Genomic DNA, 25,277 nt, shown 5'->3' on the forward strand with positions numbered 1-25,277 from the left:
CTACCGCATTCTCTGAGGTATCACTATGGCCGATCAACTAGCCCTGAGCACACGCTAGTGGCTCGTCTGTGACCACATTCTTGGCGGTTTCTTGGGGGCCGGTGAAACCGCATTCGTGTGCTCCGGACCGGTCGCCCCCTGTGGCACGGCAGAGACTGCCGCGGGTGGGCGTCGCCGGATGATCGCCGCCGTCACCAGGAGGCCGACCCCCGCCGTGGCGAGTTCGCTGAGCGTCACCACGACCCGGCTGGCCAGCGCCACCACCCCGGCTACCGGAACCGGCAGGATGACGCTGAGCGCGACCGTCACCACCACCTCGCGGACGCCGATGCCGTCCGGGGCGAACACGGCGACGACCCCGGCGACCGCGCCGAGACCGAAGGCGCCGAGGCAGAGCGGCAGCGCCCGTAACGGCGGTGCCCCCATCGCCACGGCGAGAATCCACAGGTGGGCGCCCCCGATCACCCACGCCAGCAGTTGGGCGACGACCGCCTGCCGGATGCCGGTGCCACAGATCGCCGTCGACGGCTCCGGGCGGCGGCGCAGCCGGCCGATCAGGGTCGCCGCCCAGCCGATCAGACTGGGGCGGACCAGCACCGCCGCCACCGGCAGGACGGCCAGCAGGAGCCAGGCGGTCGACGCGCCGAAGACCTCCGGACCGGCGGCCAGTCCCACGGTGGCGCCGGTCAGCAGGCTCACCACCAGGGCCAGCAGCCAGGCCGCGCTCATCCGGCCCGCCGGTACGCCGATGGCCCTGCCCATCTCGACGCTGACCAGGAAACCCATCACCTTGCCGGGCACGTACTTGACCAGTTGTCCGAAGTAGAAGATCCGGGCCGCGTCCACGGCGGGGATCCGCTGGCCGACACCGGCGAGCATGGCCCGCCAGGAAACCATGGTGGCGACCAGACCTGCGGCGTTGGCCAGGACTGCCAGGGCCGTCATCGTCGCGACGAAGCCGGGCCGTTGTCCGCGCAGCATGACGGCCACCGTGGACCAGTCCTGACCGCGTAGCGCGAGCACGATGAAGACCACGGTCACCGCCAGCAACAGGCCGATGAGTACCCGGCGGGCCACCGGGCGCCACCGCCTCTTCGGCTCCGGGGATGCGGCTACGGCGATTCCCGGGAAGGTCTGCGGTGCGTCCAGTTCCTGTGTTGACACGCGGCACCTTCTCCGATCGTGGAAAAGAGTCGAGCTGGTGGCTCACGCTAACCGCGAACCGCTTGCTTGTTCCTTGTTCGACGGCTCGCCGGTCATTTCTCCATCGGGGCCGGTGAAGCGTTCCCGGGCGTACAGTCGCAGCAGTTCACCCATTCGGTAACTGCCCGGCGTCGATGTCTCCAGCAGCTGCGCGTCGACCAGACGCTCCAGGATGCGTTCGGTGTGTGCCTCCGAACGGGCGAGCACCTGAGCGGCGGTCGACCGGCTGAGTTCCGTCATCGACGACGTGCCCAGCAACTTGAACGCCTCGGCGATGACACGCTCGGAGTGGTCCGCGCTGCCGGAGAGACGGTCGTAGGAGCCGGCCATGCTGGCCCGTAGACCGACTCCGTCGAACTCGAGATTGTCCAGCCGGCGACGCTCGTCGGCGAGCCGGTCGCGTAGCTCGGCGAGTGGCCATCTGGGGCGGGCCACGAGGCGGGCACCGACGATGCGCAGCGCCAGCGGAAGGCACTCGCACCACTCGGCGATCGCGGTGGCGGCCGCTGGCTCCGCCGCTACCCGTTCCGCGCCGACCCAGTGGCTGAGTAACGCGACGGCGTCCGGGACGGTGAGCGGGCCGACGCGCAACTGGTGCACGTCGCTGAGCCCCGCCAGCGGCTGACGGCTGGTCACCAAGGTGCCGCAGCCTGCGCCGCTGGGCAGCAGCGGGCGTACCTGGTCGGCGTCGACGGCGTTGTCGAGGACCAGTAGCAGTCGACGCCCGGCGACGACCGAGCGGAACAGGGCCGCCGCCTCGTCGACCTGCTCCTGGTCGTAGCTCATGCTGACCCCGAGGGTGCGCAGCAGTCGGGCGAGGGCGTCGACCGGCGTCAGCGGTTCGGCGTTCACACTGGTGCCGCGCAGGGCGATGTACAACTGGCCGTCCGGGTACTGGCTGGTGAGCTTGTGGGCAGCGTGGATGGCCAGGGTTGATTTTCCCACCCCGGCGGTTCCGTAGATCGACACGACCGGGGCCGGGTCCCCGGTACCAGGGTTGAGCCAGTTCAGGATCGGCGTGAGGTCGTCGTGCCGGCCGGAGAAACGGACGATGTCGGCGGGTAGCTGCCGCGGCACGTGCCGGATCGGAGTGGTGACGGGACGGAGGTTGCCCGGGTACGGCTCGTCGAGTTCGCCGCGAAGGATGGCGACGTGCAGGTTGCGCAGTTCAGCCCCGGGCTCGGCGCCGAACTGCTCGACGACGAGCGCTCGGGTGTCGACGTAGTACTGCAACGCCTCCGGGGTACGTCCCATCGCGCAGAGCGCCCGCATCTGCAGCGAGACGAGCGGTTCGGCGAGCGGGTACGAGCCGAGGATCCGGGCCAGCCGTTCGGCGACCGCCTCCGGGTTACCGAGCCGTAGCTCCTCGGCTCCCCAGGCGCCGGCCAGGCTGATCAACTGGGATGCCACGCTGCGCCTGACCCGGTTGGCCCAGTCACTGGAAAGGGTGGCGAGTGGATCCCCCCGCCACAGGTCCATCGCCTCACGCAGTGCCGTGATCGGCCCGTCGTCGCCGGTCTGCCTCGTCGTGCGACCGACGTCGATGAGACGGTTCAATCGGTGCAGGTCCACCTGCTGACGCTCGACGTCCAGTACGTAACCGTCCCCGTGCCGACTCAGACCTATGGTCCTGCCGGAGTCGTCGTCGGCCTGTGCCAGGGCGCGACGCAGCCGGGCGACGTGGGCGTACAGGGCGCTGCGGGGTGCTTCCGGGGCGGCCGGTCCCCACACCCGTTCGGTCAGGGTGTCGATCGACACCGGCGTGCCGGCGTCCACGGCCAGGGCCGCCAGGACCGCGCGACGCTGACGTGGCCCCACATCCAGCGGACCCTCCGTCGACTCCACCTCGACAGGTCCCAGTAGTCGAATCCTCACATGCTCTCCCCGTCATCACGGCTGACGCTGGCCGGTGTACCTAGTGCACGCCGACCGGCGTTCGATACCTCTGTCGGAAGCGCGCGTCGAGCACGTAGCGCAGGCCACCACTCAACGCGCCGGCGGAAATCGCGAGACTGTACAGAAAGCTGAGTAGCGCGCTCGGCAGGACCATCCGCCAGCCTGCGGTGCGTCGGACGTAGTTCAACAGGGGGAGGTCGACGCCGATGAACCACGTCAGGAAGGCGATCGGGAGGGCCGCCAGGTAGGGGGAGAACAGCACCAGGGGGAGGCTGGTGGTGGTCAGAAGGGCGGCCGCGACCTCGGCGGGCCGGTGGGTGGCCTCCCGCTCGGGTTTCAGCTCGCGCTGCTTGAGGACGAGGGGAACCAGTGAACAGGCCCGGCGGTAGAGCTTCCGCAGGATCGAGGACAACTGGTCGTCGTCATCGTGGTAGCCGACCACGGACAGGGTGCGGGTGACCGGGTAGTTCTCCGCTATCCGGAGGCTGAACTCGTGGTCCTCGTTGGCGTACTGGCCGCGCAGCCGCTCGTCGAACGCCCCGATGTGGTCGATGACCCGGCGAGGTACGGCGCCGCTGGCGAAGTGGCCGGTCCGTGCCGGCCCGAGTTTACGGGTGGCGCGGTAGTGGCCGTAGAGCACCTGCACCCACTCCACCACACCGTCGTCGACCAGTGGGCGGTCGCCGTAGACGCCCCAGACCGCGCCGTAGGACGGGTTCTCCTCGAAGATCCGGACGGCGTTGGCGACCGCGTCGGAGGCGAGGGCGACATCGGAGTCGAGGAAGAAGAGGATGTCGCCGCGGCTCGCGGCTATGCCGCGGTTGCGGGCGGGGCCGGCTCCGACGTTGTCGGTGAGTTCGATGAGAGTGCAATCGAGCTTTCTGACGATTTCCGGCGTTTCGTCGGTGCTCGCGTCGTCGACGACGATGACCTCGACCGACGAGTGGGTCTGGTGCAATGCCGAGAGGACGCTCAGGGCGATGGTCTTCCGGCTGTTGTGGCAGGGGATCACCACTGACACCAGTGGCGTCTCGGTAGGCTTCATTGATGCTCCTCGGGCAGGAAATCGGCTGCGCTGGGAGGTGGACGACGTACCTACTCGTCGGTTTCTCGTCGTCGAGAAGACCCGTCGACCACCCTAGTGCCTGATCGACATCGGTAGAAAGATCTCGATCGGTTCGATGTTCGGCAGAACGTCGAGACGGCCCGTCGCCGCGTGTTCCGGGCCAATGTGATGCTCACCTCGTCAGGGTGCCGAGATGACGAACTGCTGGGCCTTGTGGTCGGACAGGCCCTTGGGGAGGGTTAAATCGTAACTGTGCACCTTGATGTCCGGACTGGTGAAGAGCCAATCGATACGCCACATTCGTGGCTTGTCGCCCACGGGCCAGGTGACCGGATAAAGCGAGGAGAGCACTTTGCTCTGGTCGACCAGCCGGTCGGAGACCATGTCGAGGAGATTCATCGACGGTGACGTGTTCAGGTCGCCGGCCATCACCGCCCGGTTCGGATTCTTCTCCAGGTCGGCGGCGATGGCCTGGTAGCTGGCCTGCCGGATTTCGAAGTTGAACCGGTCGATCTCGAACATGTTCCGGTCGTCGTCGCTGCGCAGCAGCAGGATCCGGACCGGCGGTTGGAAGATGTGCGTGTTGTAGAACGACACGACGTGGCCGTTGACCCGGATGTCGGTGCGCAGCGCCTGCGACGTGTAGAAGAGAGGCCGGTCGACGAGGGCCGGCGGCACCGGCTTCAAGTCGTCCGGCAGGTACGGCTGGGAGTCGAGCCACGCGTGCCCGACCACCGGCAGCCGGGTGAGCGTGACGTTGCGTCCCTCGCGGACGATCGTGTAGCCGGGGAACGCCGCCTCCAGCTGCGCAGTCTGGTCGATCTCGTACGCCTGCGCGAAGATGTCGACGAGCGAGTCGTCGACGTTCGCGTACTCGTGCAGCATGTAGACGTCGGCGTCCATCTCCCGCAGGAATTCGTAGAACTGCCCCGTGGTGGTGCGTTGCTCCCCGCCGTTGCGTCGGTCCTGGTCCCAGTACTCGGTGTTCCAGGTCACCACCTTCACGGCGTCGGCGGGCGCCGGTGCTGGGGTGTGGAACACCGTCGCGAAGTTGATCCCGCTGTAGCCGACGCCCAGTGCGAGGGCGAGCAGCGCCGCCCCGATCAGCCGCCCGCGAATCGGCCGCGCCAGCCAGGCAACGGGCAGCAGTATCACCGGGACCGCCGCCCAGACGATCGGCGGAAGCAGGTCCACCGGCCCCCATACGTACGTCCGGGCGCTGAGCAGGTGGTGCAGGACGACGACGGCCAGCCAACCAACGCAGGCCACGGCCGTGAGGCGTACCCCCCACCGGGCCCGGCGGGACCGGGCAGCAGGGTCCGGAGACGACTCGGGATCCTTTTCGTCCATTATTGAGGTCGTTCTTGCCGCCGCTTCCGCCATGGCAACTCCTTTACGGGGCGTCGGTTCCGGCCGAGGTCGGCGCCGGCCGGGAAAAAGGTAGCTATCGGTACCTTGCTCGAAGCTTGGTCTGGACACCAAGGAGGGGGCAAACGTCACTCACTAGCGTCGCGAGTGCTGATACCAGATTCGCAGCAGTGGACGGAGCTGCCGGATGGCTCTCGCGCAGATTAACGACTCTCAGTCGGAGCTGGCCCTGTCGGTAGGGGCTCGTCGGTCCGATATGCGAATTGCCTGGCATTTGGCGGGCCGGCCCGATTGGTCGGTACCGGTGGCTGACGGCTGGTCTGTCGGTGAATATCCGTTGATGGTGAATGTCGGGAAAGTTTCCGACGGGAGTCGGGACGCTTCCGTCGGAAGCGAGGAATCCCCTCGAAACGGGAGGTGACAGTGCACGTCGTGGTGACCGGAGCCGCAGGCATGCTGGGTACCGCGCTGTTGGCGCACCCCTGGCCGGGAGCGACATGGACCGGAGTGGACATCCGTCCACTCGCACCGAGGGTGCGGGAGCGGGCGGCCTTCGTCCGGGCCGACGTCCGCGACGTCGAGGCGATGGCCCGCGCCTTCCGCCACGCCGACGTGGTCATCCACTGCGCCGCCGCGTTGCCCAGCCACCCGGCGGCGGAGATCCGATCGGTGGACGTGGAGGGAACCGAAACGGCGTTGGCCGCAGCCCGGCGAGTTGGTGTGGACCGGTTCGTACACATCTCCTCCACCGCCGTGTACGGCCTGCCCCGGGACTGCCCCACGCCGGAGGACTACCCGTGCGAACCGGTGGACCCCTACTCGGCGGCGAAGCTCGGCGCGGAGACCGCCGTGCTCCGGTACCGCGAACAGGGCCGCTGCGCCCCGATCGTACGGCCCAAGACCTTCCTCGGTGAGGAGCGCCTCGGGCTCTTCGCCATGCTCTTCGAGTGGGCCGACGAGGGCCGGCACTTCCCGCTCATCGGTGGCGGTGACGTCGCCACCCAGATGCTCGACGTCGAAGACCTCTGCGTGGCGATCCGGCTGATCTGCGAGGCGCCCGACGACAAGGCCAACGACACGTTCAACATCGGCGCACGCGAGTTCCGCACCCTACGGGAGGACTTCCAGGCCGTCCTCGACGCCGCCGGCCACGGCAGGCGGGTCCTGGCCATGCCGGTGGGGCCCGCCGTCACCGTACTGCGCGTACTCGCCGCGACACGTCTCTCCCCGGTCTACAAGCGACTCGTGCACAAGCTCACCCGAGACTCGTACGTCTCGATCGACCGGGCGGCACAGCAGCTCGGGTTCGACCCGCGGTTCAGCAACGAACAGGCGTTGCTGAAGACGTACGAGTGGTGGCGGGCGAACGCCGCCGGGGCGCGGCGCAGCGCCGGACGTACGCACCGCGACCCCTGGAAGCAGGGCGCCCTGAGCCTGGCGAAGGCGTTGTTCTGACACTCCACGGAGCGCAAGGAGAGGTCCGCCATGAATCACGCCCTGGAAGTCCCGACCCCCGCCTCGTCGGACCTGCCCGGGGTCTCCGTCGACTCGACCGTCGCCGTGAAGGCGCTGAAACCGTTGGCCCGCGTCACCGGGCTGTTCGTTCTGCTGCGTCCCCGTCAGTGGGTCAAGGGTGCTCTGGTGCTGGCGGCGCCGCTCGTGGCGGCCCCCGCCGCCACGGTCACCCATGTCGTGCCGCTGCTCGGCACGCTGCTGGCCTTCCTCGCCGCCTCCTCGGCCGTGTACGTCTTCAACGACCTGCGGGACCGGGAGCGTGACCGGCTACATCCGGTGAAGCGGAACCGTCCGCTGGCGAGCGGGCGGGTGGGTACGACCGCCGCGGTCGTACTCCTCGTCGTCCTGCTCGCCGGCACCGCCGCCCTGCTCACGCGGCTACCCGCCCTGACCGGCGTCGTCGTCGCCGGCTATCTCGCCCTCAACCTCTGGTACTGCCTGGCGCTGAAGCATCAGCCCCTGGTCGACGTGTCGGTCGTCTCCACCGGTTTCGTCCTGCGGGTGCTGGCCGGCACCACCGCCGTCGGTGCGCCAGTGCATCCGGCGTTGCTGATCGGGGTCTACTGCGCGTGCCTCGCGCTCTCGCTCGGCAAGCGACGCCACGAACTCGCCGCCCTGTCGGCTGCCGGCGGTGAGGCCGGCGAGCACCGACCGGCGCTACGGGCCTACTCGGTGCACTTTCTAGACCAGGTCGTGGTGGTGAACCTGGTGGTGGCGTTGATCGGCTACGTGGCCTTCGTATGGACCCAGTCGCCGCCGTACGGGCCGGTCACGGCCGCGCTGACCTTTCCGTTCGCCGCGTTCGCGGTGCACCGCTACCTACAGATGATCGCCCTCGGCGGTTCCGGTGGTGATCCGGTCGAGGATCTCGTGCGGGACCGCGCGCTGCTCGTCAACTTCGGCCTCTGGGCCGCAGTGCTGGCGCAGGCCATGCTGACCAGCGTCTGGCACGTCTGGTAACCCGGATCGACACCCTTTGGAGAAGAGTGTGAGCGGCAACGATCTCCACGAGTACGACCTCTGTGTCGCGGTGAACTACTACTCGCCCTACGTCAGCGGGCTGACCGAGGTGGCCCGGGTGCTCGCCGAGGGCCTCGCCGGGCGGGGTTGGCGGGTGGCGGTGGTCGCCGTCCGGCACGACCCGACGCTCCCGCTGCGGGAGAGCCGCAACGGTGTCGACGTCTACCGCAGTCCGGTGGTCGCATCGGTCGGCCGTGGCCCGGTCAGTCCTGGTTTTCCCGCACTCGTACGCCGGGTCGCCCGGCGTGCGCGGGTGGTCAACCTGCACCTGCCGATGTTGGAGGGAGCGCTGATCACCGCCCTGCCGCTGCGGGTGCCGGTGGTCACCACGTACCACATCGACCTCTGGTTGCCCCCCACCCTGGTGACCCGGGCCGCGATGGCCGCGGTACGGGTGTCGTCCCGGGTGACGCTGCGCCGTTCGGCTGCCGTCGTCGTCAACAGTGACGACCAGGCGCGGCACTCCGAACTCTGGCCGATCCTGCGGTCCAGTCAGCGGACCGCGATTCCGGCGCCCTGCCTCGACCGGCGTGGCGGGGAAGCGGCCTACCGTGAGACCGGCGGTCCGCACATCGGCTTCCTCGGCCGGATCGTGCCGGACAAGGGCCTGGACTACCTGGTCGCCGCGTTCGCCGAGATCGCGGATCCGGAGGCGCGGCTGCTGGTCGGCGGCGACTATCTGACCGTCGCGGGCGGTAGCGTGATCGACCGGATCCGGGCGGCAGCCGAACGTGATCCCCGGATCCGGATTCTCGGTCTGCTCCGCGGCCGGCAGATCAACGACTTCTACGCGTCCATCGACGCGTTCGCCCTACCTTCCGTCGCCGAGTCGTTCGGCATCGCGCAGGCCGAGGCGATGATGTGCGGGATCCCGTCGGTCACCACCGACCTGCCCGGCGGTCGGTATCCCGTCCTGGCGACCGGGCTGGGCCGGGTCGTCCAGCCGCGGGACCCGGCCGGACTGCGGGTCGCGCTGCTGGACGTGCTCGGTTGGGACGCCGACACCCGACGCGAAGGCGCCAAGCGGGCCCTGGAGGAGTTCGGTGTGGAGGGATGTCTGGATCGGTACGCGACGCTGTTCCGGAATCACGGGGCGCGGTCCGGCGTATCGATGTGAGCGGTGTTCCGGTCAGTAGAATGGCGGCCACGTTCCGTCACGGAGGTGCAGATGCGCAGCAGGAGTTTCGGTCGTCTCGGCACGGTCAGCGCCCTCACCCTGGGAGGTGGCGGGATCGGTGGGGTCTGGGGGGCGACCGACCACGCCGAGGCGGTGGCGACCGTACGGGCGGCCGTCGACGGGGGCGTCACGATGCTCGACCTGGCCCCGACCTACGGTGACGGCTACGCGGCCGAGAACGTGGCCGGTGCCGCGCTGCGTGGCATTCCGGTCGAGGATGTCCTCGTCACCAGCAAGATCGAACTGCCCGAGCAGGATGGTGGTGATCTCCCAGAGAAGATGATCCGCAGCCTGCACGCCACCCTGAAGCGTCTCGGCCGCGAGCAACTCGACCTTTTCCTGCTCCACTCCCAACTGCACCCGTCGGGCTGGACCGGTCCCACCCCGCGGACCCTCGGCTGGGAGCTGTACCGCGACCAGGTGGTGCCCACCTTCGAACGGCTGCGGGCCGAGGGCAAGATCAGGGCCTGGGGGTTGACCGGTGTCGGCCACCCACAGGCCGTCATCGACGCCATGCACCAGCATCCGCGCCCGGACGCGGTCCAGGCGGTGGTGAACGCCCTCGACCTCAGCGGCGACATGTGGCTGCTCGGCGCGTCGGCCGAGCCTCGGAACGACGAGATCCGCCGGGCCGCGGTCGACGACGGCGTCTCCGTGATCGCTATCCGGGCTGTGGCGGCGGGAGCGCTCACCGGGGAGATCGACCGATCCGTGGAGGACGACGCCCCGGTCGCGGTCGACTTCGCCCGGGCGGAGGGGTTCCGCGCACTCGCCGCCGAGTTCGGCGAGTCACCCGCCTCGTTGGCCCACCGCTACGCCCTCGGTGTCCCCGGAGTGGCGACCGTGGTGCTCGGCGTGAAGAACCGCACCGAGTTGGCCGAGTGCCTCGCCGCCGAGGCTCGTGGTCCGCTGACTGAGGTCGAACGGAAGGCCCTGCTCGACCTGCGGAGCTGAGGGAACGGCGGGCCGGGCGTCGAGTCGACGGCCGCTGCCCACCGACGGTGCCGCGCGTCCACGACCACCGGTGACCCGCGCCCTCGACGGAGACGCCCGCCAGAGTCCGGAACGCACCGCTGTTCGCCTTTCGTCATCGACAGACAACAATCGCGGTGATCGCGGGTGGATACCCTGCCACCATGCGCGTGAGTGGCGAACCGGGCCTGTCGGGGGCACCACTGGCGATCTCGGCGCCGGGGTTCGTGGGCCGTACCCGTGAGGTGGCTGCGTTGACCGCCTCGTTGGCCGACTCTCCGGCGGTGGTGCTGCTCGAAGGCGAAGCCGGCATCGGCAAGAGCCGGTTGGTCCGTGAGGCGCTCGCGGCGATGCCGGGTCCCCGTCCTGACGCGCTGGTGGCGGTCTGCCCGCCGTTGCGGGAGTCGTTGACCCTGGCTCCGGTCGTCGACGCGTTGCGTGCCAGCCGGATCCGCCCGGTCGACCCGGGGCCGAGCGCCCTGACCGGGGCGCTGCGGCCGTTGTTCCCGGAGTGGTCTGCCTGGCTGCCGCCGCCACCCGAGCCGCTTGAGGACGCCACAGCTGCCCGACACCGGCTGTTCCGGGCGCTCGACGAGGTGATCCGGTCGCTGGGTGCGGGTCTGCTCGTCGTGGAGGACGCACACTGGGCCGACGACGTGACGCTCGAGTTTCTGCTGTTTCTCGCCACGCGCCGGGCGGCGGACCGGCCGGGCCTGGTGGTGACGTACCGCCCGGAGGAGGTGGGTGACCGGTCGCTGCTGCTGCGGCTGTCGGCGCGGCGTCCGGTCGACGGCACCCAGGTTCGGATCACGCTGTCACCGTTGGACGTCGCCGGTACCGGGGCACTGGTGTCGTCGATGCTGGACGGTAACCCGGTGTCCACCGAGTTCGCCGCTTTCCTGCACGAACGCACCAGCGGTGTGCCTCTGGTGGTGGAGGAGTCGGTGCGGCTGCTGTGCGACCGGGCGGACATGGTGTTCCGGGACGGTCAGTGGGTGCGGCTGAGCCTCAGTGAACTCCAGGTGCCGGCCACGGTGCGCGACTCGACCCGGGAACGGGTGGGACGGCTCACCCAGGCCGCCCAGCGGGTGCTGCGCGCCGCCGCGGTGTTCGCCGAACCGGCCACCGAAACTGATCTGGCGGCCACCGCCGGACTGCTGATCCGGGCCTGCCGGACCGGTCTGACCGAGGCGGTCACGGCGGGTCTGCTCGACGGGGACGATCGCGGCCGGTGGCGGTTCCGTCACGTGCTGGCCGCCGCTGCCGTGTACGAGTCGATTCCGCTCACCGAGCGGAAGGTGCTGCATCTGCGCGCCGGCCTGGCGTTGCAGCGCCACGACCCGTCACCGGTGGCGCACCTCGCCCGGCACTTCCGCCTCGCCGGTGAGTCCACCCAGTGGGCCCGGTACGCCGAGGAGGCCGCCGCGCGGGCGCTGGCTTCCGGCGATCACACCTCGGCTGCGGTGCTGCTCGAAGAGGTGCTGTCGACAGTGGATCTGCCGGCTGCCGAACTCGCCCGGATCGCCGGTTCGGCCGCGGTCGCGGCGCTCGGCCGGCGGGAGCCCGTCGATGAGATCTACCACCGGGTCGTCGCGACTGTCCGGGCGGTGCTGGAATCTGGTGGCCTCTCCGCGCGGCAGCAGGCAGACGTGCGTAACCCGTTGGGACGGTTGCTGATCATCGGTGGTGAGGCGGAGGCCGCGCTCACCGAACTCGGCCGAGCCGTCGACCACCTGTCCGATCCGCTGGAGGCGGCCCGGGCGATGACCTACCTGGGCTGGGCTTACGCGGGGCCATGGCCCGCCGCCACCCACCTGCGGTGGTTGGCGCGCGCCGCGGAGCTGACCCCCGCGATCCGGTCGGCTTCTGATCGTCTGTCGTTGGCCGGGAACCGGGCTGCCGCGTTGCTGATGCTGGGCGAGCCGGAGGCCTGGGAGGTGGTGGCCGGGCTGCCGACCGACGGCGCGTCCACGGCTGAACGTCAGGACGTGGCCCGTATCCACGCCAACGTGGCCACCGGAGCGCTGATCTGGGGCCGCTACGCCGAGGCGGAGCGGCACCTGGCCGTCGCGTTGGAGTTGGCCGACGCCGAGCAACTGGCTCGGCTGCGCTACAACATCCTCATCGAGCAGGCGAACCTCGACTGGTACGCCGGGCGTTGGCACGGCCTCGCCCAACGCGCGGCCGGGCTGGCCGAGGCCGATCGGGACCGGCCCGGTGTCTACCTCGCCTGCGTCCGGTTGCGTGGGCGGCTCGCCGCCGTCGCCGGTCAGATCCGGGTTGCCGAGCACCAGTTCGAGCTGGCGTTGGCGGAGGCGGTGCGGCGTGGGGCGGTCGACGACACCGTCGAGCCGGCGGCGATGCTCGCCCGGATGTGGCTGGCTGAGGGGCAGCCGGAGCGGGCACTGCTGGTCACCGAGGAACCGATGACGGTGGTGGCGGCCAAGCCGGTCTGGGTGTGGGCGACCGATCTGGCGCCGGCCCGGGTCGAGGCGCAGCTCGTCGCCGGGCAGCACGGCCCCGCTGCCGAACTGGTCGCGAACCTCGCCGACGGGCTGGTCGGCCGTGACGCACCCGGGCCGTGGGCTGCTCTGGCGACATGCCGGGCGCTGCTGGCTGCCGCTGCTGGTGATCAGCTCGACGCGGCGGCGGCGTTCGACCGGGCGGCGCGGGCCTGGGACTCGCTGCCCCGCCCGTACGATGCGCTGTTGGCGCGGGAGCGGCAGGCCCGGGCGTTGCTGGCTGCCGGAGACACCGAGCCGGGTCGGGTTCTGCTGGCCGAGGTCTACGACCGGCTGTACGAGCTGGGCGCACGCGGGGACGCGGAGCGGGTGGCGGGGAGTCTGCGTGCCTGCGGTGCGGAGGTGCCGCGGCTGTGGCGTGGCGGCCGGAAGGGCTACGGCGACCAGCTCTCACCCCGCGAGTTGGATGTGGTCCGGCTGGTGGTGGCCGGTAAGACCAATCGCGAGATCGGACGGGCGCTCGCCAAGTCGTCGGCCACGGTGGACCAGCAGGTGCGTTCGGCGATGCGCAAGCTCGGGGTGTCGACCCGGACCGCTCTCGCGGTGGCGGCTGTCGCGGCCGGGGTGTCGGCCGGCGGCTGACCGGACGACGGCAAGGTCACCGCGTTCCCCTTTCCGGCGAAGGTCGGCTGCAACACGACCGAAACCCTCCTGAGACGACGGTTGCGATTTGCGACGGCGCCTCGATTCTTTGACGAACTTGCTGGATAGCTAGGGACCCAGCAGCTCCAGAACATAGGCGTATGTCACATCCGACCGGGCAGCTCCATGAGTGATCCGACGAGCGTGCCGACCGACGACATGGCGCGGCCACCAGCCGGGTCGGACAACCGGCCGAACCGTGACGGCGAGCCCGGTGGCCCGGCGGTCGGAGTGGGCGACGAAGCCGCACCGGCCACCGAGGCGGGGCCCGACCACGGCCACCGCGATCCGTACCAGCCCCTATGAGGGGCGCCGTGCAGTTCCTGCTCGGACGATCCCGCGGAAGGAAACCCATGAGACACCTTGCCCGAGCGATGTCGGCGGTGCTGCTCGCCGGACTGACGCTGGTGGCACCAGCGACACCGGTGGCCGCCGCGTCACCGCAGTCCACACCCGAACGCACCCCGGCCGACAAGATCCAGGCACAGCTGGAGAGGTCCTTCCAAGTTGACGGGAGCGCCGACCTGTGGGTCCGGTTCGCCGAGCAGGCCGACCTGACGCAGGCGCGGCAGATCGACGACTGGACGGCCCGTGGTGAGGCCGTGGCCACCGCTCTACGCGAGGCGGCGGTCGACAGCCAGGCAAGTGTCCGGCAGATGCTGGACGCCGAGGGGGTCACGTACGAGGCGTTCTGGGCCAGCAACGCCATCTACGTGCACGGCGGTACGTCGCTACTGGCGGACCAGCTTGCCGCCCGCCCTGACGTCGAGGGCCTGTACGAGCCGGTGGAGTACCAGCTGATCGAGCCGGATCCGACCGCGGCGGCGCAGGCGGTGGCAGAGCGCCGGGCGGCAGCCGTCGAGTGGGGCATCGCGAACATCAACGCCGACGACGTGTGGGACGAGTTCGGTACTCGGGGTGCCGGCATCACCATCGCCAACATCGACACCGGCGTCCAGTTCGACCACCCCGCCCTGGTCGACCAGTACCGGGGCAACCTCGGCGACGGTACTTTCGACCACAACTACAACTGGTTCGACGCCCGGGGGGTTTGCTCCGACGAACCCTGCGACAGCGGGTCACACGGCACCCACACGATGGGCACGATGATCGGCGACGACGGGGCCGACAACCGGATCGGCGTCGCGCCGGAGGCGAACTGGATCGCGGCGAACGGCTGCTGCCCGAGCGACGCGGCGTTGGTCGCCTCCGGTCAGTGGCTGTTGCAGCCGACCGACCTCGACGGCCAGAACCCGGACGCCAGCAAACGTCCGCACATCATCAACAACTCCTGGGGCAGCACCCTGCCGTCGACGGACCCGTTCATGGAGGACGTGATGGTGGCCTGGGACGCCGCCGGCATCCTCGGCATCTGGTCCAACGGCAACAGTGGTGAGGCGGGTTGCCAGTCCAGCGGGAGCCCGGGCAGCCGGACCATCAACTACTCGGTCGGCGCCTACGACGTCAACAACAAGATCGCCGCGTTCTCGGGTCGCGGACCTGGTCAGGACGGTGAGTTCAAGCCGAACATCTCCGCACCGGGGGTCCTGGTCCGCTCGTCGGTGCCGGACGACGGCTACCACGCGACGAACGGTACGTCGATGGCGGCTCCCCATGTCGCCGGCACGGTAGCCCTGATGTGGTCGGCCGCGCCCGCGATGATCGGTGACACCGACGCCACCCGGCAGCTACTGGACCGTACCGCGATCGACACGCCAGACCCGCAGTGCGGCGGCACCGGCGCGGACAACAACGTCTACGGCGAGGGGCGGCTCGACGCCCTTGCCCTGCTGCGGGCGGCGCCGGTCGGCGACACCGGCACCCTCACCGGAACCGTCACCGATGCCGCGACCGGAAAGCCGGTCGAGGCAGCCACGGTCACCATCGCCAGTGATCCGGTACGCGACCAGCTGACCGGGGCCGACGGCAGCTACGCCGCCCGACTGAAGACCGGCACCTACGAGATGACGGTGTCCGCCTTCGGGTACGCGGAGAAGACCATCGAGGTGACGGTCGAGCTCGACGTCAGCACCACCGTGGACGTCGCACTCGCGACCCTGCCGACGGCAGCGGTCAGCGGCCTGGTCCGGGACGGCTCCGGCCACGGCTGGCCGCTGTATGCCAAGGTGAGCGTGGCGGGCACCAACGTCAGTGACTACACCAACCCGTTCACCGGGCGGTACCGCCTGCGGCTGCCGAAGCATGCGTCGTACACCCTGGTCATCGAGTCGCAGTACGCCGGCTACAGCACCACCGAGCAGGTGGTGCAGGTGGCCGGTGGCGGCCAGACCGTCGACCTGGCCGTGCCGGTGGAACACTGCCAGGCGGCTCCCGGTTACACCTTCGCCGCGCAGATCGGCGTACTTGGCGACGACGGTCAGAAACTGCACGACTTCCTGGCGGAACGTGGCATCCCCAGCAGTGAGTACACCTGGGGTGCCGAGGTCGACGACTACGACACGATCATCGTCAATCGCCCCGACAATCCCGGCGCGGCGGTGTTCGAGCGGTTCCTCGCCGACACGGACGCGGCAGGTGTCGGTGTCATGTTCCTCGACACCTGGTCGAATCTGGGCGGCAACGGCATCTACATGCTGAACCGGTTCACCCAGAACCCGGGCACCCGCAGCAGCGGCATCTCGTACGGCACCGAGAACCACCTGTCCTACCAGGTGGTCCAGGACCATCCCATCGTCGCGGGGCTCTCGCCGGGCGACATGATCGCCTTCAACGAGACCGACGCCTACTCGAAGCACTACGCGTTCTTCGACAGCTTCGGCGGCGACGGTCGGATGGTCGTGGCGAACGCGATCCGCTCCGACACCGGCGTGATCAGCGCCGGCATCGGGGTGCAGCAACGCGACACCAACCGGCATGTGCTGATGTCGATGCACGGCGCCAGCTACGCGACCGGCCCGCAGGTGTGGCACAGCGACAGCGCGCAGGTGTTCCTCAACGCGCTGGACTGGCTCACCGACGCCGAGTTCACCTGCGTCAAGCTCGACGGTGGCCTGGCGGCTGGCTTCGTGCGGGACGCCAACACCAAGGCTGGGCTGGTCGGCGCCAGGCTGACGGCGCTCGACAGCCCGGACAGCGACACCCGGACCACCGCCACTCCCGGTGACCCGGGTCTGGACGACGGCTTCTACGCGTTGTTCTCGCCGGCCGGCCGGCAGCAGGTCACCGCAGCGGCGTCGGGGGCGTACACCGAACTGACCCGGTGGGTGGACGTCGCCGAGGACTGGACCACCCGGCGCGACTACCAGCTGGCCGCCGGTCAACTGGTGGTCACCGGAGGACCTGCCGAGGCGACACTGCCGGTCGGCGGTTCCACCGAGGCCACCGTCACCATCACCAACAGCGGCGGCGCTCCGACGCGGGTCGACCTGAGCGAACGTGGCTCCGAGTTCGAGATCCTGCGCGCCGACGGTGACCGGGTCGACGCGCGGGACGTGCTGTCGGCCGAGGGCGCCCCGGTACGCCAGGTGAAGGTGGACGCGCCGATCGAGGAGCTGGCCGGCAGTAGTCCACCCGCCTTGTTCGGGCCGGCGCAGGCCCCTTCGGCACCGAGCCCGGCGGCGGAACCCTGGGTCAGCCTGCCTGGCCTGCCCCGCGCGCTCATGGACAACAGCGCGGTGACGGTGAACGGCAAGGTGTACTCGTTCGGCGGCCAGGCCGGGTCGACAGTGGCTGACGTCCACGTCTACGACCCGGTCGCCCAGACCTGGACCAAGACCGCCGACATGCCGCACGGCCCGCGCAGCCAGGCCGCCGAAGGAGTGATCGACGGCAAGGTCTACCTGGTCAGCGGCTGGACCGCGTTGAACACCGACACGCTGATCTACGATCCGGCCAGCGGTGCGTGGAGCAAGGGCGCCGACGTGCCAGCCGCCTCCGCGGCAGCCGGGTCGGCGGTACTCGACGGCCAGCTGTACGTGGTGGGTGGCTGCACGAGCCTGGGCTGCTCGCCGTACTCGACCGGCGTCTTCCGGTACGACCCGGGGGCCGACTCGTGGCAGCGGCTGGCCGACTACCCGAAGCCGATCGCCTGGCAGTCGTGTGGCGCGGTCGGCGGCAGGGTGTACTGCGCCGGGGGACTGTCCAACAACCAGCCGGTCACCGGGACGTACGCCTACGACCCGGCTGCCGACAAGTGGACCCAGGTGGCGGAGATGCCGGCCAACATGTGGGCCTCCGCTTACCACACCGCCGACGACAAGTTGCTCGTCTCCGGCGGAGGGACCGGTCTGTCGACGGTCACCAACCAGGGGTACGCCTACGACCCGGAGACCGACACGTGGGCGACGTTGCCGGCAGCCAACAGCATCGGGTTCCGGCCGGGTAGTGCCTGTGGCTTCTACCGGGTCGGTGGGTCCTCGGTCGCGGGATTCCAGCCGACCACCACCACGGAGGTGCTGCCCGGGCTCGACCAGTGCGAACCGGTGTGGGACACCGAGTGGCTGAAGGTGACCCCGGGCACCGCCACGCTGGCGCCGGGCGAGAGCGTGACGGTGACCCTGTCGTTCTCCGCCGACGTGGCCCAGCCCGGCAGTTACGCCACGAGCGTGACGATCCGGGAGGACACGCCGTACGCGGTGGAGCCGGTGCCGGTGACGATGACCGTCACGCCGCCGGGCAGCTGGGGAAAGATCACCGGTACGGTGACTGCGGTCGCCTGTGACGGGAGCCGGACCTCGATCACCGGCGCGACGGTGCAGTTGAGCACGTGGACCATGGAGATGGCGTTGTCGACCGGGACGAACGGCAGGTACGCCCACTGGCTCGACTGGCGGCACAATCCGATCACGATGATCGTGGCGAAGGACGGATACATGCCGCAGACCCGTCAGGTCGAGGTCACCGCGGGTCAGGTGGTGGTCAGCGACTGGGCGCTGCGGCAGGTGTGCGGCCGGTCGACGGGCGTACTCGAAACAAGCTGACCAGGTGCTCCGGCGGCAACTGTCGCCCGGCGGACGCCCCGGGGATCCACAGGTGATCCCCGGGGCGTTTCCCGACCGGTGGTGCGACAGGTCCGGTCGTCGAACATCGTGACCCGGCGGACCCACTAGGTCCGGGCGAGTTCGTCCGCAGGGCTCGTCACCTCTTCGATCCGGCTGTTGCTCAGGTGCTGCACGTACTCGGCGAGCCGCAGCGCATCCGCGGGGCTGGTCCTCGGTGGCACCCCCAGGAAACGGTCGCGGAAGTCGCCCACCAGTTGGTAGTGCCGCTGCGCCAGTTCCCACCAGATTCGCCCGGCCTCGTTCCAGGCGTCGACGAGCGCTGGCAGATCTGCCTCACCCACCGCGCGGGTATCGTCCCCAGCTGCCGCGTGACTGTCGTAACGGGCCTGGTCGAGCCGGTCGGCAGCGGCAACGAACGCGTCCGCCGCCTTGGACAGCGCCGCCTCCTGCTCGATGACCGTGGCGAAGGCGGTGGCCCGCTCGAAGTCAGCCGAACGCGTACCGTCCGCCGGAACGTCGATGGCGAGGCGGGCATCGTGCAGCCCCATCCGCAGCGACACGATGACCGGTTCGTTTGCAGGATCCACCTCGGTGACGGTGCGCGACGGGAACAATGAGTAGGACAGCTTCACCTCGACCTCGATCCGGCAGAAATAGTCGATCAAGGCCGACCTGCTCTCCGGTTTGATGTTGCTGAAACCACCGGTGGTGCTGCTGCCGCTCTCGGTCGCGGCGTGCGAGTCACCCGCGATCGCTCCCATGCCACCGTTCTCCAGGGGCTGGTAGGGGTCGTCGACGTTGCCGCGGCCCAGCAGCGGAACGCGGGGGCCCCGCAGATTCTGCGTCAAGGCGGCCGTACCGCTGCTGTACTCGCCACCCTCCTGCACCACGTGTTCGCGGTAGACCTTGGAGCTGATCCCCTGCAACGACGCTGCCTCCGGCAGCAGCCTGATGACGATCTCCGCTCGTTGGCCGAGGATCTGGGCGCTGGTCGCCGATGGTAGGTGCAGGCCTTCCGAGGTCAGCATCGCCGACACGGCGGGCAGCAACAGTTCCGGAGTGAGACTCTGGTGCACCTGGTGGGATCCGGCGTAGCCGGGCAGCCGGAGGCGCCGTGCCGTGTCCGACAGCAGCCGCTCCACCGCATCCTGCAACCGGGCGGCCCGGCTGAGATCTTCGGCGCTGAATCGTGGCGGTAGCGGCAGCCCGTTGAGTGTCCGCCAACCCGGGGGAAGAGTGTCGGGTGTCCGGATCCCGTAAGTGGTGGGTCGTGGTACCGGGGACGCCCGGGGGAGGCGTACGTCGTTGGCCCATCGGTCCTGGATCACCGTGTCCTCGACGGCCAGCAGGTCACTGTCAATTCGTTTGCCCCGGTCGTACACCACCAAGGCGAACCTGACCGGCAGCGCCAACCGCACCTTCACTCCACGCGCCGAACTCAGGTCCGACTCGACCCTGCTGGAGCTGGTGCTCTGCGAGTTCCGTTCCTGGAAGGCCCGGCCTACGGTGTCACCGGCCCCCGCCGCGAAGTTCTCGCCGTGGTGGTTGGAGACCCCGGTACCGGCGGCACCGGCGGTGAACAGGTGACCATGCAGACGATGGCGTGTGCCGGAGGCGCTGGTGGTACGGGTCGTCTTGATGTCGAGGTCGTTGTGGTCGGCAACGAAGCCCATGAACACCGGCGTCCCGATGGTCTCGGCGACCAGGCGGACGTCGCGCAGGTGCTGAGTTGTGCGGGCCGGCTTGACGTGCAGGACGGAAAGTCCGCCATCCACAAGGGATGGCCAGTGCTGTCGTACCCCGTCCCGACTGAACAGGTGGAGTAGGCGTTGGCGGTTCAGCATGACATCGTCGAGGCCCGGATCCGAGAGTGCGCTGAAGATCTTCCCTGCCGCCAGCTCGCTACCCTCGCTGCGGATCACGTCGTACAGCCGGCGGAGCATGCTCCGCTCGTCCGTGGCCCTGGCTGCTTCGGTGGCCAGGGCTGCGGTCATCGGCCGGGTCAGGTTCGGTGCCTGGTGGATGATGTGCAGACCGAGGCCAGAACCGTGACCGGCAGGCAGTTCCAACGTCGGCGCCACCGGCGGTACCCATGGTGCGCCCATCGCGCCTGGATCACCGCTCAGCGGCGCCAGCAGTCCGAGCTTGACCACTGCGGGAGCGGGCAGCCGCAGAACGACCGCGTTGCTGATGGTGCCGTGCCGTTGGATCGACTTGTAGTGATGCAGCCAGCTGCCGCTCCGCAGCGCCTGCGGGATGATCCGGTATCGCGCGGGATTCGTCGTGACCTCCACCGATACCGAAGCCCGCAGATCGAAGGCGACCACGAAGGAACGGTTCTTCCCGGCCCGGTTGTTCAAGTTTCGTTCGATCGCCCCGCTGACGCTTTCGCTTTCCTGCCGTCCACCGGCATACAGCAGCTTCTCGTGGCCGGCGCTGGCGAGTGCGCCGCCACTGTTGGTGCCGTCGGTGTTGATGCCGAGCCGGCGCATGGTCGCCGAGAAAATGCTACGGAAGCCGAACTGGTCCTCTACTCGTCTGTCCGCGCTGACTTCGACCGAACCTGTCGAGGCGGTTTCGGTGAAGACGGGAACGTGTGCGGTCGGCACCAGTTTCGCGTTGGTGAGCGTACCGGTGAAGGCCACGTCAGTGGCTGCACCATCAACCGTATTGGTGAGCCGCGCCATCAGCCACACGCCGTTGAGCATGGCGGCCAGACCGTTGCGCTGCCGGAACTGGCTGCTCCGTTGCAGCAGCGTCGCCCACAGCGGCATACCCTCGACCATCCCATCGTTGCCCCGTAGACCCCGAAGCCTCGTACGTGACGAATAGTGGGCGTTACTCTGGACCGCACCGATCGCGACGGTCGCCAACTCTGCGATCGACGCACTGCCGGGCAGCGCCTCGATGGCCAACCAGTCGTGGACGTCCACTCCATCGTTGCTGTCGACCCACCCGCGCAGGTCGGGCTGCCGCAGCTGAGTCCGCCGGGCGACGCCGAGAGGGTCCGGGTGCGGTGTGAGGACCACCGGCAGGCTGACCGGCTTCCGCGCCACCGAGGCGGCGTCGAACTGCACGGTCACCGGACGTGCCTGCGTCATACGGAAGCGAGTGAACTGTCCACCGGCCGCAGCCGGCACTCTCTCCTGGGCTGATCGCACCACCGTCGTGTCGTCCTGGTCTGTCGTTGCGGGGCGTGGCAGCCGCTGACGCAGTACGCGGGCGACCCCCAAGCGTGAGTTGGAGTCGAAACCCAGCCGACTGGTGTACGCGTACACGGTGACTGCGATCTCCAGTTTGGTGTCGAACGCCTCCGAATCAGGGGTGCCTCCGACGAGGCGGCTCTCGTTACCAGCGAGCTTGGTGTAGCTTTGCCGACTGATCCGACGCCGATACTCGAATGCCCCGGCGGGGACGAGTGCCGCGCTTCGTCCGTTGCTGCCGGTGAACCGGAGAACTTTCCCGCTCTCCCCGGCGACGGCGGCGCGCCACTGGCCACCGGCACCGATTTTGTGTTCCGAGGTGCTGACATCCACGGTCCGTACCGCATCCTGCCTGCTGGTGCCCAGGTGGGAAAGCGGGCTGAGATAGCGGCCGGTTACGTGTACCACGAGGTGCTGGGTGCCGAACGGCTTGGTCCGGCTCAACTCGGCTACCAGCCCCCTGCCCAGCAGGCTTCGCATGCCCTGGCGGAGGGCTGACACCGTCAGCACACCATCCAACTCGTCCTGGTTGCTCTGCCGCTCGATGGCCGCCCGGCTCGACCCCATCGAGGAAACCTTGCCGGCTTCGCCGAAGCGCGGCAGGAAACCTGCCCGAAAGCGGCGGACCAGCCCGGTCACGTCGAAGTAGAGCTGATGGAAATCACTGAGGCCGTAGGTGACCGCACGGCCCCCGGTCTGTGCGTACGACGGCACATGCCACTGCGTCGGCGACGGGTGGAATGGGTTTGCATCGTTCTGCATCTGTGCGAAGCGGCTGGCCGGCAGGCGACCGAGCACCACCATGTCGATGGTGATCGGCCCGACGGCTCCATCATCGCCGAACGGCATCCGGCTCAGCGGGACCTCACGCAACCCGGCGTCGATGGTCACGCGTACCTGAGCCTCCACCAGAACGTTCGGGACGTCCTTGGCCTCGGTGCCGAGACGGGACGTACCTCCATGGGAAACGGAGGTTTCAGTCGAACGCAGATGACTGGCGGAGAAACGTGCCTGGAAGTATGCCGGGCCGAACCCCCAGCGGGCTGGGATCAGCGAGAACCCTGCACCGACCCGGCTCAACTGGGACAGACTCGCCGCCCCCACCAGACCGGGCTGCCAGCGGAACGAGGACTTGGCGATGTCTGCGATCGCCGACAGTTTGATCACGCTTGCTTTCAGGTTGACCGATAGTGCATGGCTGCCGTGTTCGCTGAGGATGGTCGACGGATGGCCAGCCGATTCCATCGCAGGGATCAGGTTGCCCACCATCGACGAGTCCTCGAACATGCGGCGAGCCTGCTCCATGCCCACGCTGCCCGGCGACACCGTTTTGGTCGGTTGTAGACGCAGCAGAATGTCCTCGGTCACGTCGTTCCACGGATCAGTCCGTCGGTCTCCCTGCTGCGCATCGATTGCCGCACCAAGAATCAGCACCGGAGTGAAGTGTTCGGTCAGCATCGATGTGTGTTTGGCCGGGTCGACGTGCACCGCGTCCCGGCGGCGGCTCGCATTCGCGATGTCGTCCACACCCCGCAGCGTCAACCCGGCTCTCACCGACTCACCCCGGACGGCGGAGGCCGCCTCTGGTCCGGTGAGCCGGGCGTTCGGATCGGTGACGAGGACCTCGAAGTCGACCGGCACGAACACCAGGTGAGAACCCGAACCACTCCGTACGTTGTGCGAGTCGGTCACCTTGACGCTGTCCTGGTACGTCTCGCTCGGCCGCGAAAGAGAAACATCGATCGACCCGCCTGCCCCGTACCCCAACCGCTGCGGAAACATGACGCCGATGCTCACCGCCCCGGAGCTACCGACGGCGGACCCCTGCTTCGACCCTTCGGACCAGTCGCTACGGGTGTCGAACTTGGCCTTGTCCTCGGCCTGGTCGATCACCTCGGCTTCCATCGGATCCCAAACCGGCCGGATGGTGACCCGGTGCCACCGGTGCAGGCCGTCGCGGACGAAGAAACTCCGGCCACCGGAGGTGAAGAACGTACGGAGTTCGTCGCGTAGCGCCCGCTCTACTCCACTGGTGTCGATCGAAAGCTTGGGCACTGTAGCGGCGATCCACGAACTTTGTGCGGCGCGGCTACCCACCGCCGCACGAACGCTCCGCGTCACCTCGCTGACCAGCACGTCCAAGTTGTTCACAGCGTCGAGCTCGGTGAGCAGATCGGGCCGGTCCCGGTACAAGCCGCGTAGCTGGCTGACCTCCGCATCGTCGGCAGGGCCTGCGGTGAGAGCGGCTTTCTCTTCGTCGGTAGGGGCTGGGGTGAGAGTGGCTTTCTCTTCGTCGGTAGGGGCTGGGGTGAGAGTGGCTTTCTCTTCGTCGGTAGGGGCTGGGGTGAGAGTGGCTTTCTCTTCGTCGTCGGCGCCCTCAGCGGATGTGTCGAGGAGTTCTCTGGCGTTCTCCCTTCCTCCTGGATCCTCGTCGAGGGCTATCTCGTCGATTTCGTCGATGGTCGGCAGCGTGGGTTTTCGTGAGGCGCGTCTAGGCGTCGCCAGGTCATCGTCAAAGACGCGGTAGGGCCCATCGCCGGCGGTTGATTCGAACTCGACGTGGCGGGTGCTGTCGGCGGTCGATGCGACCTCAGCAGCACCCTCAGCCGGAGTCTCGTCGGCGGCCACCGGGTCGGTCGAGGTGAGGAAGCGGGTCAGTTCGGTGGCGATGTCATCCTGAGACACCGCACGGTTCATGCCGTACTTCGGTCCAGCCGGTGGAGCCGGCGCGTCCAGACGTGCTCGTCCAGCCTGCATCTGCACTGCAGAGCCGTCCGCCCGAAGTGCGATCACCAACGCGTCAAGCGGCAACGGCTCGCTCTCGGCGAAAGGCCGAAGAGCGCCGTCGACCGCAGACTGTGTCTCCACCCAACGCAGTGATCCGTCAGCGAAGTGCCGCACCATCGCGCCGTGTCGGACCAGCTGACGCGATCCAGACAGCCCGCCTGCATGCGCGAACAACACGAAGGCCGTACTGCCCGGCCCGCCCCCCCTCAGGGCGTTGGCCAGCGGGACGCCGTCTGCGACCGCGGACCAGACGCCACCGAGTTCCTCGGCGAGCCGTAGGTGCTCCGGCCCGGTCAGGTCATCGACCGACCGGGCCGGCGGACCGAACAGCCCGCGACGCATTTCCCGCAACCGGGTGACACAGTCGTCGCTACCGTCCTGGTACGGCGGAAGACTTCGGAGGAGTTCCACGACCCGACCATCATCCGATGTGCCGGTGGGTTGCGCCCCGGGGTGCGCCGATGCGTCCGTGCGGGCGGCAGTGTCGGTGAGCTGCTGATCACCAGGCTCCCCGGCCTGGTTCAGATACTCGGCAAGCCCGTTCTCGACGGTGAGGCTGTCCCGTGCCGCAGGTGTGGTGACGGTGGTATCGGAACCGGACCGTGCGAAGCCTTCGACGTCAGGCAACGTCCCTGTATCCGTACGGGCGCCGGATGGCCCTTCCGAGACGATGGAGGGTCGCGCATCGATCCTACCGGAGACACTTTCGACCGCCAGGCCGTCACCAACGGTGGATTCGCCGCCATGGTGCCTGACCTGCACCTCTGCCGGACCCGCCGAACTGTTCTCGACAGCGCCGTTGACACGACCAACGCCGTCACCTCCGGCCGGGTTGGTGGTCGGTCTGCCGGTGGTGGGTGTTGCGTTCTGGTTTGCTGTGGTGCTCGTGTGGTTTGCGGAGGCGGTTGGGTGGTTTTCTGCTGTGGTGTGGTGGGGGGCGGTGGG

General features: G+C 68.9%; 12 protein-coding genes. 7 read left to right on the forward strand and 5 right to left on the reverse strand.

Annotated elements, in window-relative coordinates; all coding sequences use genetic code 11:
- Positions 1-54: 54 nt before the first annotated feature.
- From HCA58_RS17435 to HCA58_RS17450, 4 genes are all read right to left on the reverse strand, one after another.
- Positions 55-1,164, reverse strand: coding sequence for a lysylphosphatidylglycerol synthase domain-containing protein (locus HCA58_RS17435; RefSeq protein WP_169598893.1), 1,110 nt, complete (start codon positions 1,162-1,164; stop codon positions 55-57).
- Positions 1,165-1,206: 42 nt separating this feature from the next.
- Entirely contained in the window at positions 1,207-3,078 is a 1,872-nt protein-coding gene (locus HCA58_RS17440; RefSeq protein WP_169598894.1) for a BTAD domain-containing putative transcriptional regulator, read from the reverse strand.
- 40 nt (positions 3,079-3,118) lie between these two features.
- Positions 3,119-4,144: a glycosyltransferase gene (locus tag HCA58_RS17445; protein WP_169598895.1), complete on the reverse strand. Its 1,026-nt coding sequence runs from the start codon at positions 4,142-4,144 to the stop codon at positions 3,119-3,121.
- Positions 4,145-4,345: 201 nt separating this feature from the next.
- Positions 4,346-5,515: an endonuclease/exonuclease/phosphatase family protein gene (locus HCA58_RS17450; RefSeq protein ID WP_169598896.1), complete on the reverse strand. Its 1,170-nt coding sequence runs from the start codon at positions 5,513-5,515 to the stop codon at positions 4,346-4,348.
- A 435-nt stretch (positions 5,516-5,950) separates the two neighbouring features.
- On the opposite strand from HCA58_RS17450, the gene HCA58_RS17455 reads away from it, so the two are divergent.
- From HCA58_RS17455 to HCA58_RS17485, 7 genes are all read left to right on the forward strand, one after another.
- Complete coding sequence (locus HCA58_RS17455; RefSeq protein ID WP_346776029.1) at positions 5,951-6,988, forward strand: NAD-dependent epimerase/dehydratase family protein; 1,038 nt, start codon at positions 5,951-5,953, stop codon at positions 6,986-6,988.
- Positions 6,989-7,018: 30 nt separating this feature from the next.
- Positions 7,019-8,008 (forward strand): UbiA prenyltransferase family protein, encoded by a 990-nt coding sequence (locus HCA58_RS17460; protein ID WP_169598897.1) that lies wholly within the window; start codon positions 7,019-7,021, stop codon positions 8,006-8,008.
- 28 nt (positions 8,009-8,036) lie between these two features.
- Positions 8,037-9,185 (forward strand): glycosyltransferase family 4 protein, encoded by a 1,149-nt coding sequence (locus HCA58_RS17465; RefSeq protein WP_169598898.1) that lies wholly within the window; start codon positions 8,037-8,039, stop codon positions 9,183-9,185.
- Positions 9,186-9,236: 51 nt separating this feature from the next.
- Positions 9,237-10,199: an aldo/keto reductase gene (locus HCA58_RS17470; protein WP_169598899.1), complete on the forward strand. Its 963-nt coding sequence runs from the start codon at positions 9,237-9,239 to the stop codon at positions 10,197-10,199.
- 182 nt (positions 10,200-10,381) lie between these two features.
- A complete protein-coding gene (locus HCA58_RS17475) occupies positions 10,382-13,321 on the forward strand; it encodes an AAA family ATPase (RefSeq protein WP_169598900.1) in 2,940 nt (979 codons plus the stop codon).
- A 186-nt stretch (positions 13,322-13,507) separates the two neighbouring features.
- Complete coding sequence (locus HCA58_RS17480) at positions 13,508-13,687, forward strand: hypothetical protein (RefSeq protein WP_169598901.1); 180 nt, start codon at positions 13,508-13,510, stop codon at positions 13,685-13,687.
- Positions 13,688-13,734: 47 nt separating this feature from the next.
- The gene (locus HCA58_RS17485; protein ID WP_169598902.1) at positions 13,735-18,321 is read left to right on the forward strand and encodes a S8 family serine peptidase; all 4,587 of its coding nucleotides are present in this window, start codon (positions 13,735-13,737) and stop codon (positions 18,319-18,321) included.
- A gap of 125 nt (positions 18,322-18,446) precedes the next feature.
- On the opposite strand, the gene HCA58_RS17490 is transcribed toward HCA58_RS17485, so the two are convergent.
- The gene (locus HCA58_RS17490; protein ID WP_169598903.1) at positions 18,447-24,959 is read right to left on the reverse strand and encodes a hypothetical protein; all 6,513 of its coding nucleotides are present in this window, start codon (positions 24,957-24,959) and stop codon (positions 18,447-18,449) included.
- Positions 24,960-25,277: the final 318 nt, after the last annotated feature.

This window comes from Micromonospora sp. HNM0581 (assembly GCF_012726175.1).
In the GTDB taxonomy this organism is placed as follows: Bacteria; Actinomycetota; Actinomycetes; order Mycobacteriales; family Micromonosporaceae; genus Micromonospora.